Annotated in this window: 14 protein-coding genes and 1 pseudogene; 6 read left to right on the top strand and 9 right to left on the bottom strand. The window is 61.2% G+C overall.

Going from position 1 to position 17,080, the window contains the following annotated elements; translation table 11 throughout:
• Positions 1 to 93 precede the first annotated feature (93 nt).
• Entirely contained in the window at positions 94 to 1,359 is a 1,266-nt protein-coding gene (locus IEX75_RS06205; RefSeq protein ID WP_188794344.1) for an NTP/NDP exchange transporter, read from the top strand.
• 24 nt (positions 1,360 to 1,383) lie between these two features.
• Here the strand turns inward: IEX75_RS06205 and IEX75_RS06200 are convergent, their stop codons facing one another.
• From IEX75_RS06200 to mtgA, 3 genes are read right to left on the bottom strand one after another with little or no spacing between them, the layout of a single operon-like run.
• On the bottom strand, positions 1,384 to 1,812 hold the full coding sequence (locus IEX75_RS06200; RefSeq protein ID WP_188793372.1) for a CBS domain-containing protein: 429 nt from the start codon (positions 1,810 to 1,812) through the stop codon (positions 1,384 to 1,386).
• Positions 1,813 to 1,854: 42 nt separating this feature from the next.
• On the bottom strand, positions 1,855 to 2,823 hold the full coding sequence (locus IEX75_RS06195; RefSeq protein WP_188793371.1) for a glycosyltransferase family 2 protein: 969 nt from the start codon (positions 2,821 to 2,823) through the stop codon (positions 1,855 to 1,857).
• A gap of 58 nt (positions 2,824 to 2,881) precedes the next feature.
• The gene (mtgA, locus tag IEX75_RS06190) at positions 2,882 to 3,628 is read right to left on the bottom strand and encodes a monofunctional biosynthetic peptidoglycan transglycosylase (RefSeq protein ID WP_188793370.1); all 747 of its coding nucleotides are present in this window, start codon (positions 3,626 to 3,628) and stop codon (positions 2,882 to 2,884) included.
• Between mtgA and IEX75_RS24520 the strand changes: the two are divergent.
• Together IEX75_RS24520 and hslO are read left to right on the top strand one after the other, a co-directional pair.
• Positions 3,611 to 3,664 (top strand): annotated as a pseudogene (locus tag IEX75_RS24520) (hypothetical protein); the annotation flags it as partial. The gene mtgA and the pseudogene IEX75_RS24520 sit on opposite strands and share 18 nt — an antisense overlap.
• Before the next feature lie 80 nt (positions 3,665 to 3,744).
• Positions 3,745 to 4,638: an Hsp33 family molecular chaperone HslO gene (gene hslO, locus IEX75_RS06185; protein WP_188793369.1), complete on the top strand. Its 894-nt coding sequence runs from the start codon at positions 3,745 to 3,747 to the stop codon at positions 4,636 to 4,638.
• Between the two features lie 206 nt (positions 4,639 to 4,844).
• Here the strand turns inward: hslO and IEX75_RS06180 are convergent, their stop codons facing one another.
• Positions 4,845 to 7,706 carry a bifunctional diguanylate cyclase/phosphodiesterase gene (locus IEX75_RS06180; protein WP_188793368.1) on the bottom strand — a complete coding sequence of 954 codons (2,862 nt, stop codon included), beginning with the start codon at positions 7,704 to 7,706 and terminating at the stop codon, positions 4,845 to 4,847.
• Between the two features lie 284 nt (positions 7,707 to 7,990).
• Between IEX75_RS06180 and IEX75_RS06175 the strand changes: the two genes are divergently transcribed.
• Positions 7,991 to 8,884: a hypothetical protein gene (locus IEX75_RS06175; protein ID WP_188793367.1), complete on the top strand. Its 894-nt coding sequence runs from the start codon at positions 7,991 to 7,993 to the stop codon at positions 8,882 to 8,884.
• An 86-nt stretch (positions 8,885 to 8,970) separates the two neighbouring features.
• Here the strand turns inward: IEX75_RS06175 and IEX75_RS06170 are convergent, their stop codons facing one another.
• The 5 genes from IEX75_RS06170 to IEX75_RS06150 all read right to left on the bottom strand — a co-directional run bounded on the left by IEX75_RS06170 (position 8,971) and on the right by IEX75_RS06150 (position 13,554).
• Positions 8,971 to 9,876, bottom strand: coding sequence for a DUF4097 family beta strand repeat-containing protein (locus IEX75_RS06170; RefSeq protein WP_188793366.1), 906 nt, complete (start codon positions 9,874 to 9,876; stop codon positions 8,971 to 8,973).
• 21 nt (positions 9,877 to 9,897) lie between these two features.
• On the bottom strand, positions 9,898 to 10,359 hold the full coding sequence (locus IEX75_RS06165; RefSeq protein ID WP_188793365.1) for an anti-sigma factor: 462 nt from the start codon (positions 10,357 to 10,359) through the stop codon (positions 9,898 to 9,900).
• A complete protein-coding gene (locus IEX75_RS06160) occupies positions 10,356 to 10,904 on the bottom strand; it encodes an RNA polymerase sigma factor (protein WP_188793364.1) in 549 nt (182 codons plus the stop codon). Before IEX75_RS06160 ends, IEX75_RS06165 begins: the two co-directional genes overlap by 4 nt.
• Positions 10,905 to 11,025: 121 nt before the next feature.
• The gene (locus tag IEX75_RS06155; protein ID WP_188793363.1) at positions 11,026 to 12,795 is read right to left on the bottom strand and encodes a phosphoenolpyruvate carboxykinase (GTP); all 1,770 of its coding nucleotides are present in this window, start codon (positions 12,793 to 12,795) and stop codon (positions 11,026 to 11,028) included.
• A 180-nt stretch (positions 12,796 to 12,975) separates the two neighbouring features.
• Positions 12,976 to 13,554, bottom strand: coding sequence for a TetR/AcrR family transcriptional regulator (locus IEX75_RS06150; RefSeq protein ID WP_188793362.1), 579 nt, complete (start codon positions 13,552 to 13,554; stop codon positions 12,976 to 12,978).
• A gap of 98 nt (positions 13,555 to 13,652) precedes the next feature.
• Between IEX75_RS06150 and IEX75_RS06145 the strand changes: the two genes are divergently transcribed.
• Together IEX75_RS06145 and IEX75_RS06140 are read left to right on the top strand one after the other, a co-directional pair.
• Entirely contained in the window at positions 13,653 to 14,546 is an 894-nt protein-coding gene (locus tag IEX75_RS06145; protein WP_308422105.1) for an alpha/beta fold hydrolase, read from the top strand.
• A gap of 23 nt (positions 14,547 to 14,569) precedes the next feature.
• Positions 14,570 to 17,038: an acyl-CoA dehydrogenase gene (locus IEX75_RS06140; protein ID WP_188793361.1), complete on the top strand. Its 2,469-nt coding sequence runs from the start codon at positions 14,570 to 14,572 to the stop codon at positions 17,036 to 17,038.
• The last annotated feature ends 42 nt before the right edge of the window (positions 17,039 to 17,080 follow it).

The following is a 17,080-nucleotide window of genomic DNA, read 5'->3' as shown; positions in this document are numbered from 1 at the left end:
TCACGACAGCATGCTAGTCTTGCCCCGCCTCCCGCTGGAAGCCGACCGGTGCGTTTGCCGTTCCCTGATTCCTCACGCCGAGATGCCACGCCGATGGTGTCGGCACTCGCGTTCTTCTTCCTGTTGACCTCGTACTACATCATCCGCCCGGTACGTGATCAGCTTGGCGGCGCCGTGGGTTCTACGCAGTTGCCGCTGTTCTATCTGGCCACGTTCGTGGCCATGCTGCTGCTAACGCCGGTGTTCGGCATATGGGTGGTGCGCTTTCCTCGGCGGCGCCTATTGGGCTGGAGCTATAGCTTCTTCATCATCTGCCTGCTGGGTTTCATTCCGGCGTTCCTCGCGCAGGACCGCATCGGCGCGCGTGCCTTGGGTGTGGTGTTCTTCATTTGGGTCAGCGTCTTCAACCTGTTCGTGGTCTCGTTGTTCTGGAGTTTCATGGCGGACGTTTTCGACAGCCGGCGCGCGCGTGAAGTGTTCTCGCTGATCGCACTGGGTGGCATGGCTGGCGCGATATTCGGTCCATCGATAACCAGCGTGTTGGTTGGCCTGATCGGTGTCGCCCCCTTGTTGCTGGTGTCCGCAGCGATGCTTGGGATGTCGCTGGTATTGCTGTTGCGCATTTCCGTGCAGCGGGCGGAAGGCGGCAGCGCCGAGCAACCGGTTGGGGGTTCGCTCTGGGCAGGCATACGGGAGCTTTGGTCGCGTCCGTTCCTGCGCTGGATGGCTATTCTGATGTTGCTCGGCGACGGCGTCGGCACGCTGGCTTATGCACTGGTGGCTGATTACACCAAGGTGCATCTGACGTCCGCTGCGGAGCGCACGGCGTTTTACGCGCACATCGATCTGGCGGTGAATTTGCTCGGGGCGTTGCTACAGCTCACGCTGTCGCCCTGGTTGCTGATGCGCCGTGGCGCCATTTGGGCGCTGGTACTGCCGCAGCTGGTGAATCTCGGTCTGCTGATCATGGTGATGGTTGGCGGCCACGCGCAGCTGAGCGTGCTGGGTTACAGCGTGCCGCTGTTGGCGCTGATGATGGTCGGCACGCGCGGCTTCATGTACGGCATGACCAAACCTGCCAGCGATGCGCTCTACACGCGCGTGCCGCGCGAGACGCGCTACAAGGGTAAGAATTTCGTGGAAACGGCAGTATGGCGATTCGGTGACGTGGTGATCACCAGCAGTATCAGCGGCTTGGTGAAGCTTGGCATCGGCGTGGGCAGCATTGCGCTGATCGGCGTAGGGGCTTCGTCGTTGGCGGCATGGATCGCGCGCAAAGCCGCGACTTCACCGGATCTGGCGCCGGAGACCAAGGCAGGGAAGGGGCAACAGCGAACGGGGAACGAAAGCCTTGCGTGACGCTTCACGTCCCCCGTCACCGCTTCAGCTTGTAATGTACCGCTGCAACTGCTCGATCTGTTCCGCTTGCGCACTGATTACTTCCTTGACCAGGTCGCCGATCGAGATCACGCCCATCACGCGATGGCCTTGTACCACCGGCAGATGACGTATGCGGTTGTCGGTGCACATGCGCATGCAATCGAACACATCGGTGTCCGGTGTCACGGTGAGTACCGAGTTGCTCATGATTTCCGACACCGGTGTTTGTGCCGATGACCTGCCCTGCAAAATGACTTTGCGCGCGTAATCGCGTTCGGAAATGATGCCTACCAGTTGCTCGCCGCGCATGACCAGCAATGCGCCAACGCCCCGTTCCGCCATGTGCTTGATCGCTTCCAGCACCGGCGCTTCCGGTGCGATCGCATAGATGTCGTTGCCTTTCCTGTCCAGCAAATGCTTGACCTGACGCATCAGACCTCCCCGGCGGCCGCAGCATGGCCGCGTGGGGACAGTTTAGCGCCGTGGCGTTGCTTCGGTGTGAATCGGCGTGCGTGCAGTGGGGAGATGTTCTTCCTCGATGAAGTACAACGGCCGTTGCTTGGTTTCGTTGTAATTGCGGCCCAGGTATTCGCCGATTACACCCAGTGCCAGTAGCTGGATGCCACCGAGAAACAGGATCACCACCATCAGGCTCGGATAACCGGGCACCGGATCACCCCGCCACAACGCCTTCAGCAGAACCTTCAGTCCGAACAGGAACGCCAGCACGGATGCAGCTGAGCCCGTCCAGGTGGCGAGCTTCAGCGGCGCGCTGGAGAACGAGGTGATGCCCTCGATGGCGAACTGGGTAAGGCGCCAGTAATTCCACTTGGTTTTACCGGCCAGGCGCGGGTCGCGCATGTACTTCACCGCGGTTTGGCGATAGCCAATCCAGGCGAACAGCCCTTTCATGAAGCGCTGCCGTTCGCGCAGTTGCGACAAGGCATTCAGCGCGCGGCGCGAAAGCAGTCGGAAATCGCCGGTATCGCGCGGCACGGCGACTTCCGAGAGCGCCTCCATCGTGCGATAGAACGCGGCGGCGGTGAATCGTTTCAAACCGGTTTCACCGGCACGCCCGGAGCGGGTGGCGTACACCACGTCGTAGCCGGCCTGCCATTGCTCGACCAGTTGCGGGATGACCTCGGGCGGATCCTGCAAATCCGCGTCGATCACCACCGCGGCATCCGCGTCGACATGATCCAGCCCGGCGGTCAGCGCCGCCTCCTTGCCGAAGTTGCGTGACAGCTTCAGCGTGCCCACACGCGGATCGGCGACAGCAAGCGATTGCATGATCGCCCAGGTATCGTCGCGGCTGCCGTCGTCGACGTACAGCACGTCACACGTCAGCGGAAGCTGGTCCAGCACGCTGGAAAGGCGCTCATGAAAGGTGGTGAGCACGGCCGATTCGTTATAGGCGGGAACGACAACCGTGAGTCGCGGCATGCCAGATATCCATAGCTTCAGGCGGGTAGAGAGGTGAAGTGTAAACGGTGCCCAGGCTCTAACGTCGTCGCGCCGGGCGCACATCGCGTGGTGGCTGCCGGCTTTCCAGATAGGCAGGGCCGCCCAGCTGATTGATCTGCTGCTCGATCCAGCGCGCGCGTTCCAAGACGTAGCCGCTTGGACGGTCGACGTGGAAGCGATCCGGATTGGGCAGCACTGCCGCCAGCCGCGCTGCCTGTGCGGGGCCAAGCTGTGCGGGCGAGGTGTGGAAAAACGCTTCGCTGGCCGCGCCCACGCCATAGATGCCATCGCCGAACTGCGCGATGTTCATATACACCTCCAGGATGCGCTGCTTCGGCCAGGTCAGTTCCAGCAGCACGGTGAAGTATGCTTCCAGCCCCTTGCGTACAAAGCTGCGTCCGTTCCACAGGAACAGATTCTTGGCCGTCTGCTGGCTGATCGTGCTGGCGCCGCGCAAGCGCTTGCCGTCATCCGCCGAATCGATCGCGTTCTCGATGGAATCAAAGTCGAAACCATGATGGAACGGGAATTTCTGGTCTTCACCGGCCACCATCGCGACCGGTGCCCATGGCGAAATGCGCGACCATGGCACCCAGTGCTGCCGCAACTGGAAGTCCTTTTCGCCATGGACCAGGGCGTCCAGCCGGCGCTCCATCATCACCGCCGAGGTCCATGGCGGCACAAAGCGCAAAACCAGCACGACAAACCAGCTCAGGGCCACCCATGACAGGACCACGATACCGGCGTAACGCAACAGGCGGCGAAAAAGCGGAAGATGCGGCATGGTTTCAATCGGCTGGAAAAAGCCGGTGAAGTATAAAAGGTGTTACGGGCAGGCCATTGTTCATTCTGGCGCCAGTCCCTATATCCGCTCTTTGTGTTTTTATGAGGTAGTCCTACGTGGAAACCGTGCTTGCCGAGGATGTGCTCCATCGCTTCTTGTTGGAAGATGCCGGCGTCCGGGGTGTGATCGTGAGACTGGGCCCGGCCTGGCGCGAGGTTGCCGGCCGTGCCGAGTATCCCGCGCCGCTATTGGATCTCTTGGGCCAGACCCTGGCCGCCAGTGCGCTGCTCACCGGCAATATCAAGTTCGAAGGCGCGCTGTCGGTCGAACTGAAGAGCCAAGGTGCGCTGCGTTTGCTGTTTACCGAATGCACCGACGCCGGCCGCCTGCGCGGTTTGGCGCGCTGGAATGCGGAAATTCCGGATACGTTCGCCCTGAGTGATCTGCCGCAAGCGATCATGGCCATCACCATTGGTCAGGCCGAGCGCGGGCAGCGTTACCAGGGCCTGGTTGATCTAAGCCATCCGGACTTGGCCGGGGCGCTTGAGAATTACTTCCAACAGTCCGAGCAGTTACCCGCACGCTTTGTGTTAGCGGCAAACGGGCAGCATGCCGTCGGATTGATGCTGCAGAAGCTGCCGGGTGAGGGTGGTCACGATGCAAAGCAAGATGAGGATGGCTGGCCGCGTGTCGAACATCTCACCGCCACCCTGGGGCGTGACGAACTGCTAAGCGCTCCGCCGGAAGAATTGCTCTATCGCCTGTATCACGAAGAAACTGTGCGCCTATTCAAACCGCGTCCATTGGCGTTTGGTTGCAGCTGTTCGCGCGAGCGCGTGGAAGCCATGTTGCGCTCGCTGGGTCGGGAGGAGATCGAGGCAACGTTGGAGTCTCAGCAGGGCAAGATCGAAGTCACCTGTGAGTTCTGTGCGCGTACGTATAACTTCGATCGTGTGGATGCGGAGCACTTGCTGAGTGGTGGTACGGCGGCGAGTTCCACGGTGCAGTAGGTCGGGGTTTGCTCGCTGAGATATCCCACTTTTTTGAGCCTTCGATAGTGTCGTTCGCCGCGAAAAAGTCGGTCTTGCCTCGACGTCATTCCGGCGAAGGTGTTCGCCGGAATGACTGCTCGCTCTGAAACAGCAATAACGGGAACTTGGGTTCTCGCCGGAATAACGGAAAAAGCGCCGAGCTATATCAGCGTTTGCACCTTAACTTACTTCATCCACACTTCCGCAGGCTGCGGTTGCGCAAACAAAAAGCCTTGCCCAAAGCGGCAGCCGATATGCCGCAGTACCTGCCGTTGCTCGTCGTCCTCGATGCCTTCGGCGATGACCTGCATCTGCAACGAATCAGCCAGCACCTGGATCGCGCGTACAACCGGCACGCTGTGGCTATTGGCCTTGGCCAGTTCGGTGATGAAACTGCGATCGATCTTCAACGTTTCGATCGGATACTGATGCAGATAGCTCAGCGACGAATAGCCGGTGCCGAAATCGTCGAGCGCGATGCTCACGCCGTGCTGGCGCAGGTTGTCGAGCATGCGCTTCACTTGTGCAGGGTTTTCCAGCAGCGTGCGCTCGGTGACTTCGATACGTAGCGAGCGCGGGTTGACGCGATAGGCGCGCATCAGATTGAGCAGCCGGTCATCCAGGTCGGATTGACGAAAATGCCGGCCCGAAACGTTGAGGCTGACGAAGCCTTCGTTGCCGGCCAAGGTTGCAGCTTGCGATGCGATCTGTTCAAAGATCTGCCAGTCGATGCTCTCTGCGCTGCCGTTTTCTTCGGCCACAGCCAGGAAGTCGCCAGGGCACAGCAATCCGCGCACGGGATGACGCCAACGCAGCAATGCTTCGTAGCCAACCGTGCGTCCGTCTTCCAGTGACACGATCGGCTGATAAAAAGGTACGAATTCGTTGCGGCTCAAGGCGCGGCGCAGATCGCCCTCCATTTCCAGCAGCGATAGCACTTCACGGCGCAGGCGATCGTCGAACACTGCGGCGCGATGACGGCCTTCATCCTTGGCGCGGTACATCGCCGCATCGGCGTCGCGCAATAGTTCTTCCGGTTGCTGGTAGTGCGGGCCGGGCAGAGCGATGCCGATCGAGGCAGAGGTAAAAATTTCTTTGACACCCAGACGGAACGGCACGTGCAGCTCGGCGATGATGCGTTCGGCCACGAGTATGGCCTTGCCGGCGTCGCTGATGCCTTCCAGTAGTACCGCGAATTCGTCACCACCCAGGCGCGCAACCAGGTCGCGTGTCTTCAGGCAGGCGCGGATGCGGCTGCCGGCCTGGAACAGCAGATCATCACCAATCAGGTGACCCACCGAATCGTTGATGACCTTGAATCGATCCAGGTCGATGAACAATACGGCGAACAGCTTGTTTGGATCGGCGTGATACGCCTGCAGCGCCTGACCAAGGCGCTGCAGCAGCAGCGTGCGATTGGGCAGGCCGGTAAGCGAATCATGCAGTGTTTCGTACATCAGCCGGCGTTCGACGCGTTCACGCTCGGCAATCTGTTCGCGCAGGTCGCGGTTGGCCAGCGCCAGTGCGCGTGTGCGTTCGGTAACGCGGCGCTCCAGGTTGATGTAGGCCTGCTTCAGTGATTCGCTGGTCTGCTTGCGCTGCAATGCGTTGGCGATGTGGTAGCTGACGAAAGTGAGCAGTTCCTGGTCGCGTGCGTCATAAATGTGCTTGGGTGAGTAGCTCTGCACCGCGAGCACGCCTTTGACGCGGTCGTCCCAGATCAGTGGCACGCCCAGCCAGCACACGGATTTTGCGCCCATCTCCACGCATTCGCCGGCCGCGGCCAGCCGTTCGAAAGTCTGGCCATCGGCCAGCAGCGGCTTGCCATGCTTGAGCACGTATTCGGTAGCGCCGTTGGCGACGGGACGCGAGATACGCGTATCGATCTCATCCACCGAATACGGAAAGATGATGTTCTGGCTGTTCTCATCCAGCAGTGCGATGTAGAAGTTGCGTGCGTAGATCAGGCCGCCGACCACACGATGCACGGCGGCATAGAAGTTCTGCTGGCTTTCCGGCGCGCTAGCCAGTTCGGCGATGCGAAACAGTGCCGACTGCAGGCGTTCGCCGCGCTGGCGTTGCAATACCTGCTGGCGCAACACGCGATTGGTGGCTCGCAGCGCTGCGGTACGGTCGGCTACGCGCCGTTCCAACTCGGCGTGAGCCTCGCGCCGCTCCAGTGCGGTCTGCATGTGCTGCGCGACGTAATTGAGCAAGTCACGGTCGTGATGGGTGTAATGCGTACCTGGCCGGTAGCTTTGCACGACGATGCCGCCGACCGCCTGGCTGCCACGCAGTAGCGGCACGCCCAGCCAGTGCTCGCAGGCCGGCCCGACCAGTGTGAAGCGGCCTTCGAACTGGCGCGCCAGCTCTTCCACCGAACCCATGATCGGCTGGCCGCTTTGCAGCAGGTTCCAGGTCAGGCTGTAACGCATGTCTTGTAGTGGGTAGTTTTCGTCCGGCGCCGGCGGTTTCTGATCGACCGTGTCCATGTAGTACGGAAAGCGCACGCTGTCGCTGGCCGGGTCGTACAGGAAGATGTAGAAATTCTCCGCATACATCAGCATGCCGACGATGGAATGCAGCGATTGCATCATCTCGGCCATGTTATGTGCGGCGCCGGCCAGCTCGGCGATGGCATAGAGCGCGCGCTGCAGGCGCTCAGCCATGGCCAGACGGGAGATGGATTCATAGAGCCGGCCGGTTTCGCTGAGCTGCCGTAGTCGAATGCCGGCAAGGCGGCCTAGCCAGGCCAGTTCAGCGCCTGCTTCCTGACCCAGGACGGATTCACCTTCCCAGGTCAGCATTTGCAGGCTTTGCGGGTCTACCGCCAAGTTGAGTCGTCCCGGTCCCTGGGTGCTGTCGGCCTCAGGAGGCAGCCAGCGAAGGTCGCCACGCAGGCCCAGGTGGCTCAGCGCCGTCTCACATATTTCCAAGACGCTGGCTGCATCGGCAGCCCGGAACAACCGTTCCAGCGTTTCGCGCAGAGGCGCCGGCAGAATCCCACCGGGAGGCGCGAAATTGCGGCTGTCTGGCACTGAACTCATGACCTATGAGCGGGTCCATCGCGATACGTCGGGTGACTATATAGTGAAGATACCGTCATGTGGCGGTGCTCATGGATTTCACAAACCTGTACGAAAGGAATGCTTTTCCCATGCATCTGCCATGCCAGCAAGTACTTGTCCGAGGAGCCGTTTCTGCCGGCCTTGCCGCAGAAAAACCTTCCTCCTCCAGGTGTTAGTAAAAAGTAAAGTAAGGTATACTTAACCCAGGGTGTCCGCGACTAATCGTAGAAACGGACGGGGTTGTTGAACGGTTTCGAATTTTCATGCGTCGACTGCTGCTCACATTGCCACTGCTTGGCTTGCCGCTCATGGCGGCAGGGCAGACGCTGTCCGGTGATCAGCTGAGCAATTCGGCGTGGACACAGCAACCGCAGACTTTGCTGAAAACCGGTCAGCAGCAGCCTATGCAGGGTTCGCTGCTGGTGGAAGCGCAAAGCGGCACCACGGCCGGCGCACAGAACGACGGCAGCAGTTCGCTTTCGCTCAATCCGCTTTTCGGCGGCACGGTCAACAGCAGCACGGTGCAATATGGTGTGACGCCGAACATCTCTGCACAGGCGGGTGTGACGCAGCGTTCGTGGGCCACCCAGCCGCGCATCATCAGCAGCGAAGTGGGCGCTACGTACAACGCTGGCCGCTACAGCCTTGGCGTCAGCGTTGCACAGGACCAGGTTCCCAATGCCACACCGCTGCCGCGTGTGCTGCCGGGTGCGGTGCCCGGCGTCAACGGGCTGCCGGATTTTGATAGTTCCACCCAAGTGAATGCCCGTGGTCGCTTTGCGTTGAACGGCAACAGTGGTGTGTTGCTTGGCGCGAGCATGGGGCGCATCCGCCTGCTGCCCGGCAATCAATTGGGCCTGACTACCCTCGATCAGAGGGCACTGAGCTTCGGCATCGAGCACGGCCCAGTCAGCACCAGCATCGTTGGCCGTACCATGCAACCCGAACCGGGCACAGCAGTGCCGGGCATGCTCAATGCCGATCGCCGCTGGAACAGCATCGACCTGGGCGTAACGTGGCATTTGCCGTGGCAGGGTTCGTTGAGCTTCGGCGCACAGAATCTGTGGTCATCCGGCAATGCAGCAAATACGCCGGCTGGCCCACCGGAACCGGATCAGTCACGTACGCCGTACGTGCAGTATCACCAGGATCTCTGATCCGTTCTTGAGCTTGAAAACGAAAACGCCCCCATCATTGGGGGCGTTTTCGTTTTTGCGGTAGGAATGCGAGCAGCGTAGTTCCGTCAATCACTTTTCCTGATTCTCACATCACCGCTGAACGTCTCGATGTGAATCTTGCCGTTGCCATTGCCGGCCACGGCATCGAGCGTGCTGCCTGGGCCATGCTCGGGATGGGTAGGTGTACCGAAATCGCTCCGTAGGTCGCCGCTGAAGGTGTTGGCGTGCACGTTGCTGTTGAGCGTGCCGGGAAACTGCAATTGCACATCGCCGCTCATGCTGTCGACGCTCATGCTGCCGTTCGCGGCCAGGCTGCCGTTGAGCTGTACATCGCCGGACACCGTGCTGAGACTGAGCTGCTGCCAGGGACCGCCGCCGGCCTGGATGCGTCCGGAGACGGTCTGCAGATCGACCGAGGTACCCAACGAAGGCGCGAGGATGTCACCGCTCACGGTTTGCAATTTCGCTTGCTTCGCATTGCCGGAGAAAGCGATGTTGCCGCTGACGGAAACGGCATTGAGCGTCGGCGTTTGCGCATTGACGCGTATGCGTCCACTGACCGAATTCACCTCGACATCGCCGCCATCGATACCGTCCACACTCGCTTGTGCGCTCACCACGCTTACCTTCAGTGATGCACCGCGCGGCACGGTCACATCCAGATTCGTCGGCCCCATCGCGTTCTCGCCATTCCAGTTGAACCAGCCGCTATGTCCCTTGGCCTGCACGTTGATGGTGAGGTTGTTCTCGCTGCCTTCGATGGTCAGTGGGTCTGCGCCATCGCCGAGCTGTCCGCCTACATGCACTTCGTTGCGGTTCCAGGTGGTGACGATGACCTCGCCTTTCACATTGCTGATGGTGATGTGCGCCGTGGATGCGGCGGGATGGCTGACATCCAATGTGGTGTCGGCAAAGGCCTGCCCTCCTGGCAGCAGGCAGAGCAGCAGCGGCAGATAGCGGATGGTTTTCATAGTTGTTATGTCCTGATGGTCTCAGCCGGCTTGTTTCTCGAGTTCGCGCAGATAGTTCTGCTGTGCGTGGGTTTGCTGCAGCAGGCGCTGCAGCGCAGGTGAATCGGGAGCTTGCTGCATGGCCTGTTGCAATTCCATGCGCGCGGCATCCAATTCGAGCGCGGCGCCGGCCAAGCGGGGGTCGCTCGGTTTCCAGTGAGCATCTTCGGTGTGCGTGGCGGTGTTGGCGACCTGCGGTGTGGTTTGCGGAATCGCATGCATGCGCCATACAACACCGCCGGCGAACACCAGGATCGCGGCGAGGCTCGCTGCCATCGCCCACACGCGCACGTGCCGTGCGCGAGGCGGTTGTGCCTGCGTGATAGCGGCAGGGTGTGATGCGGTATCGTCCAGCGCGGCATCGATGCGCGACCACAGATCGCTCCGTGGCGTGACCGGCTGGTTCAATTCGCGCATCTGGCGCAACCATTCGAATTCGTTCATCGCGTTTCTCCGAGTACCTTGCGCAACAGACCCCGTGCACGATGCAATTGCGCCTTGGACGAGCCTACCGCCATCTCCAACTCGCTGGCGATTTCTTCGTGGCGCCAGCCTTCCACGTCGTGCAACACCAGCACCGCGCGCGCCCGTGGCGGCAGCTTGCCGATCGCGCGTTCCAGCTCCTCGCGCTCGGCAGCGCAAAACGGGGTTTCGCCGTGTTCGGGCATGCTGTCCTCATCGACATAGCCGACCGGGTCGGCGCCTCGTGCGCGGATGTCCATGAGTGCCACATTCACCGCCAGCCGGTAAAGCCAGGTGCCAAACGAGCTCTGCTCGCGAAAGCTGTCCAGCTTCTGCCAGGCTCGCACGAACGCATCCTGCGTAAGATCTTCGGCACGTGCGTGATCGTAGCCGGACAACCGCAGCATGGCGCCATGGATGCGGCCCACATGCTGTCGATACAGGCGCTGGAACGCATGGCGGTCACCTGCGGCGGCCGCGCGAACGTCGTCCTGATCGTTGTTTCCCGCAGCGAGCGCAGGTGGCATGGCGCTTCCGGTGGCAATGCAAGCGGCAGTCATCTTGCCAGCTTGGATGCCGGTGAGGGCGGGAGGGTTTAGAGCATGGCCCCCGAATCCCCTCTCCCCGAAAGGGAGAGGGAACAGAACATCAAGCGTTTGCCGCCTTGCGCGGCATCTGCAGGGCTTGATGGACGCGTTGCTGTTCCTGCCGCAGACGTGCAGGCAGGCGATCGCCGAAGCTGTCCAGGTACTCGCCGATGGCTTGCAGCTCCGTTTGCCAGCCGGCGGGGTCGATGTTGATCAACTCAGCCAAGGTGTCGCGCGGCAGATCCAAACCTTCCAACTTGAGTTCGCCGGTGGCAGGCACAGTGCCAATGGGGGTTTCCACTCCGCGTGCCTTGCCTTCCACGCGGGCGATCATCCACTCCAGCACGCGCAGGTTTTCGCCAAAACCGGGCCACAGGAACTTGCCGTCCCGGCCTTTGCGGAACCAGTTGACGTGGAAGATCTTCGGCAGCTTGGCGCCGGGCTTGTCGAACGACAGCCAGTGCTTGAAGTAATCACCGTAGTGGTAGCCGCAGAACGGCTTCATCGCCATCGAATCACGACGCAGCACTCCGACGGCGCCCGTGGCAGCAGCGGTGGTTTCGGAGCCCATCGCGGCTCCCATCAGCACCCCGTGCGTCCAATCCTGCGCTTCCATCACCAACGGCAGCAGCGACGGACGGCGTCCACCGAACACGATGGCGCTGATCGGCACGCCCTGCGCATCTTCGGCCTTCGATGACCAAGTGGGGCACTGCTTGGCGCTGACGGTGAAGCGCGAGTTTGGATGCGCAGCGGGGCCGTTGGCTGGATCGTACGGACGGCCTTGCCAATCCGTCACCGGCGTACCCGGCAGTCCTTCCCACCACGGCTGGTTGTCGGCGGTGACGGCGACGTTGGTAAAGATGGTGTCGTGCGAGATCGAGGTCAGTGCGTTGGGATTGCTGCTGGCACTGGTGCCCGGCGCCACACCGAAGAAACCGGCTTCGGGATTGATCGCGTATAGACGGCCATCTTCACCGGGGCGCATCCAGCAGATGTCATCGCCGATGGTCCACACACGCCAGCCGTTCTTGCGATAGCCCTCCGGCGGAATCAGCATCGCCAGGTTGGTTTTGCCGCAGGCGGAAGGGAAGGCGGCGGCGACGTAATGCGTCTGGCCTTGCGGGTTCTCGATGCCGACGATCAGCATGTGCTCAGCGAGCCAGCCTTCGCGTCGTGCCTGGAAACTCCCGAGGCGCAATGCATGGCATTTCTTGCCGAGTAGCGCGTTGCCACCGTAGCCGGAGCCGTACGATTTGATCGTCAGCTCTTCCGGGAAATGCATGATGAAGCGGCGCTCCGGATCGAGTTCACCCGTGGAGTGCAGGCCTTTCACGAAATGACCTTCGCGCTCGATGCGCGCGAGCGCCGCAGCGCCCATGCGTGTCATGGTGCGCATGTTGACCACCACGTAGGGGCTATCGGTGATTTCCACTCCGCAGCGCGAAAGCGGCGAATCGATCGGCCCCATGCAATATGGAATCACATACATGGTGCGACCTTCCATGCAGCCTTCGAACAGCGCATCGATTTTTGCATGCGCATCGGCCGGCGCCATCCAGTGATTGTTCGGGCCCGCATCTTCTTCGTGTTCGGTGCACACGAAGGTGAGGTGCTCCACGCGCGCCACGTCGGATGGATGGGAACGATGCAGGTAGCAGCCCGGATGGGTCTGTTGATTGAGTTCGATGAGATCACCTGTGTGCAGCATCTGCTGCACCAGCGCGTGATATTCGGCATCGGAACCATCGCACCAGTGGATCTTCGCGGGACGGGTCGTGGCCGCTATTTGATCAACCCATCGCGCGAGTACCTCGAGCTTGCTCGTCATGCTTTCCTCACTTTTGGTATGCCCATAAAAGATAGGCGTGACGGTAAGTTACGAGTACTGGCATGGCAAGGTGTGGTGCAGCATAAGTACGACTAAATCGAAAAACAGGGCACTCAAAATCGCAGGGGCGGTTACTACCGCTCCTACGACTCACCAACTCGATTTTCGATTCGCGCTTGCTTACGAAGGAATCAGCGTGGCGATCATGTGTTCGACATAGGCGTCGAACTCTTCGTGGCTCAACCTTGGCAGGCCGAGCGTGAAATTAAGTTGCAGAAAGCCGACATAGGCTGCGTAGGTGAGACGTGCGCGGTTGAGCGCTTCTCCGGTTTCCATACCCGCTTCGGTGTAGGCCGTGTGAAGAAATTCCGTGCGGCGCTTGGAGACGCGCGCCATCACCGGCACCACCAGCGGGTGATCCAGCGCCTTCAGCAAGGCTGCGTAGACGCGATGAGGATGCAATTCGTGCGCGACGCGACGGAACAGTTCCGGCAAGCGTTCGCGCGGATCGGGTATCGCTTCGATCTGTCCGATGATTTCGCGTTCGCCGTACTGCTCCCAGCGTTCCAGTGCTGCCTGCAGCAAGGCTTCGCGCGTACGGAAATGCCAGTAGAAGCTGCCCTTGGTCACGCCCAGCTGACGGGCTAGCGCTTCGACGGCAAGCGCGCCCACGCCTTGTTCGGCGATCAGATTGAGAGCGGCGTCTTCCCAGTCTTCCGCGGAAAGGCGTGTACGTTCGGGTTTTTGGCGGACATTCATTCCCGTATGGTAGCCCATGCCGGTACGAAACTGTGGTCACCCTGACGCGCAAAGCGGCGGGCATGGGCCGATTCCCCGGCAGGTTGACGACGCCTGACATGCAATCCATACTCGTGCGTATGGAATCTTGCCAAGCCAATCCAGCTGCGTTCAGTACGGCCGATGGACTGCCCTTGGCCGTGGACGTGCGCCATGCCGCGGGCAAACCAACGCTGTTGTTTGCGCATGGTTTCGGCCAGACCCGCGGTGCTTGGAATGCGGCCGCGGCGACGATAGCGGCGCGCGGCTGTCGTTGCGTCACCTTCGACAGCCGCGGCCATGGTGAAAGCGGCCGTATGTCAGGCGGCGACTACCACATGCAGCAATTCGTCGATGATCTGCTCGCGCTCACCCATGCGCAGCCCGAACCGCCGATCCTGGTCGGCGCTTCCATGGGCGGCTTGCTGGGCCTGGTCGCAGCAGGCGAAGTGCGGCCGCCGCCGTTCCGCGCGCTAGTGCTGGTGGATATCACGCCGCGCTGGGAAACCGCTGGGGTCGAACGTATCCTCGCTTTCATGCAAGCGCATCCGGATGGTTTCGTCAGCTATGCCGAAGCGGCGGAGCAGATTGCCTCCTATCTACCGCAGCGTCGTGAACGCAAGAGCGAGCAGCAATTGCGCCCTTTACTGCGCGAAGGCGCGGATGGTCGCCTGCGCTGGCACTGGGATCCGGCTCTGCTGTCGGGTGACCTGATCAGCGAAAGCGAACGTTATCAACCACGCCTGTTCGCTGCCGCCGCGAAAGTCGAAGTGCCGGTACTGCTGTTGTCGGGCGAGCGCAGCGACGTTGTTTCGCAGCATACCGTTGAAGAATTCCTCGCGCTGGTGCCGCATGCGCAGCATATGCAAGTGCCAGGCGCGACCCATATGTTGGCCGGGGATGCCAATGATGCATTTACTGCCGCCATCGCTGGTTTCATCGAAGACCTGGAATCCGCCGTGGATACGGCGTAGCCATCTGCCATGAGGTGTTGCATATGTCCGTTCTATTGACCGTGTTGGCCGCGCTGATTGCGACCGGCGCCTGCGCCTACCATCGCAGCAGTCTGCGCACCTGGGCGATCGTCACGATCGTTACCACGCTTGTCGTGGGCCTGCTGACGCACGCACCGATCACGATGATCGTGTTGTTGATCGTCGAGCTGGTCATCGCCGTGCCGCTGCTGAATCTCGGTTTTCGCCGTAAGCAGATCAGCGCGCCGCTGCTGAAAGTTTTCTCAAAGGTGACGCCGAAGCTTTCGGACACCGAGCAGACCGCACTGGAAGCGGGCACGGTTGGTTTCGAGGGCGAACTGTTTTCCGGCAAACCGGACTGGCACGAACTGCTCAAGCAACCCAAGCCTGAGCTGAGCGTGGAAGAAAAAGCCTTCCTCGACGGCCCGGTCGAGCAGTTGTGCAGCATGCTCGATGACTGGCAGATCACACACGAACTGGCCGATCTGCCGCCGGAAGTGTGGGACTTCGTCAAGAAGCACAAATTCTTCGGCATGATCATCCCGAAGCAGTACGGCGGCCTGGGCTTCTCCGCGCTGGCGCACTCGGCAGTGCTTCAGAAGCTCGCCACGATGTCGGCAACCGTTGCTTCAACCGTCGCGGTGCCGAACTCGCTGGGGCCGGCCGAATTGCTCCTGCACTACGGCAGCGACGAACAGAAGAACTACTACCTGCCGCGACTGGCTGTCGGTGAGGAAATTCCATGCTTCGCGCTGACCGGTCCATACGCAGGCTCGGATGCCACCTCGATTCCTGATTACGGCGTGGTCTGCAAGCAAGTCGTCGACGGTGTCGAAACGATTGGCATGCGGCTCAACTTCGACAAGCGTTACATCACGCTGGCGCCGATCGCCACGGTGGTGGGCCTGGCCTTCCGTTTGTATGACCCCGAGCATCTGCTCGGCGACAAGGAGGACCTCGGCATCACGCTCGCGCTGTTGCCGCGCAGCACACCGGGGCTGGAAATCGGACGCCGTCACTTTCCGCTCAATATTCCCTTCCAGAATGGACCGGTGCGCGGCAAGGACGTGTTTGCGCCGATGTCTACGTTGATTGGTGGCCCGCACATGGCCGGCCATGGCTGGCGCATGTTGGTGGAATGCTTGTCAGTAGGCCGCGCGATTTCCTTGCCTTCCAATGCGACGGGCGGCGTGCGCATGGCGGTCGCGGGCACCGGCGCGTATGCGCGCATGCGCAAGCAATTTGGCCTGGCTGTGGCGCGCTTCGAGGGTGTTGAAGAAGCGCTGGCGCGTATCGGCGGTCTCACCTATGCCACCGCGGCGTTGTCACGCGCAACGGCAGCCGCGGTGGATCGTGGTGAGAAACCGGCCGTGCCTTCGGCGATTGCCAAGTACCACGCGACCGAGTGGGGTCGCGCCATCGCTGGCGATGCGATGGATGTGCACGGTGGCAAGGCCGTGCAGCTCGGTCCGAAGAATTACGCCGGACGCGCGTGGCAGGGTGTGCCGATCGCGATCACCGTCGAAGGCGCGAACATCATGACGCGCAGTTTGATGATCTTCGGTCAAGGCGCAATTCGCTGCCATCCTTACGTACTGAAAGAAATGCAGGCGCTGTCGATCGAGGATTACAGCGAGCGGCTGAAGGCGTTCGACCGTGCACTGTTCGGACATCTCGGCTTCGGTGTTTCCAATGCCGTGCGCAGCTTCGCGCTTGGTCTCACCGGCGCGCGCATCGGTGATTCGGCGGGCGATGCCTACGTACGCCGCTACTACCGCAAGCTCAACCGCTACTCCGCGGCCCTGGCGCTATGCGCCGACACCTTCATGGGTGTGCTGGGCGGCAAGCTGAAATTCAAGGAAAAGCTTTCCGCGCGCTTGGGTGATGTGTTGAGTTATCTCTACATCGCTAGCGCCATGCTGAAGCGCTATGAAGACACCGGCCGTCCGGAAGCGGATCGCCCGTTGCTGGCCTGGGCCTTCCACGAATGCATGTGGCGCACGCAAATGGCACTGGATGGTGCGATCCGCAACTTCCCGGTGCGCCCAGTATCCTGGCTGCTGCGTGTGTTGGTGTTCCCGTTCGGTCGTCGCGAAGTGCCACCGTCGGATCGCCTGGGCCGCCGCGTCGCGGCGATCATCACAGCGCCGGGCGAAGCACGCGATCGCTTGCTGGAATGGGCCTATCTCACGCCGACGCCCAACAACACCGTCGGTCGCATGAATCAACTGCTGCCGGATGTGATCGCCGCCGAGCCGGTCGAGCGCAAATTGCTCAAGGCGCAGAAGGCAGGCCAGTTCACTTCACACGACTATCTTGGCCAGCTGGACGAGGCGGTGAAGGCCGGCGTGATCGATGCCGCGGAGGCCACGTTGCTCAAGCGCGTGCGGGAAGGCGTGTTTGAATTCATCTCGGTGGATGATTTCGATCCCGCGGAGTTGCAGTCAGCGATGATGCGCAAGGATGCAAAGAAGCTGGCTGATGCGGCTTGAACCTGTAGGTTGGGGTACAAACCCCAACATCAAAATGTATGT

The organism is Dyella nitratireducens, from assembly GCF_014642835.1.
Lineage (GTDB): Bacteria > Pseudomonadota > Gammaproteobacteria > Xanthomonadales > Rhodanobacteraceae > Dyella_B > Dyella_B nitratireducens.
This window is presented reverse-complemented; position numbering and strand designations above follow the sequence as displayed.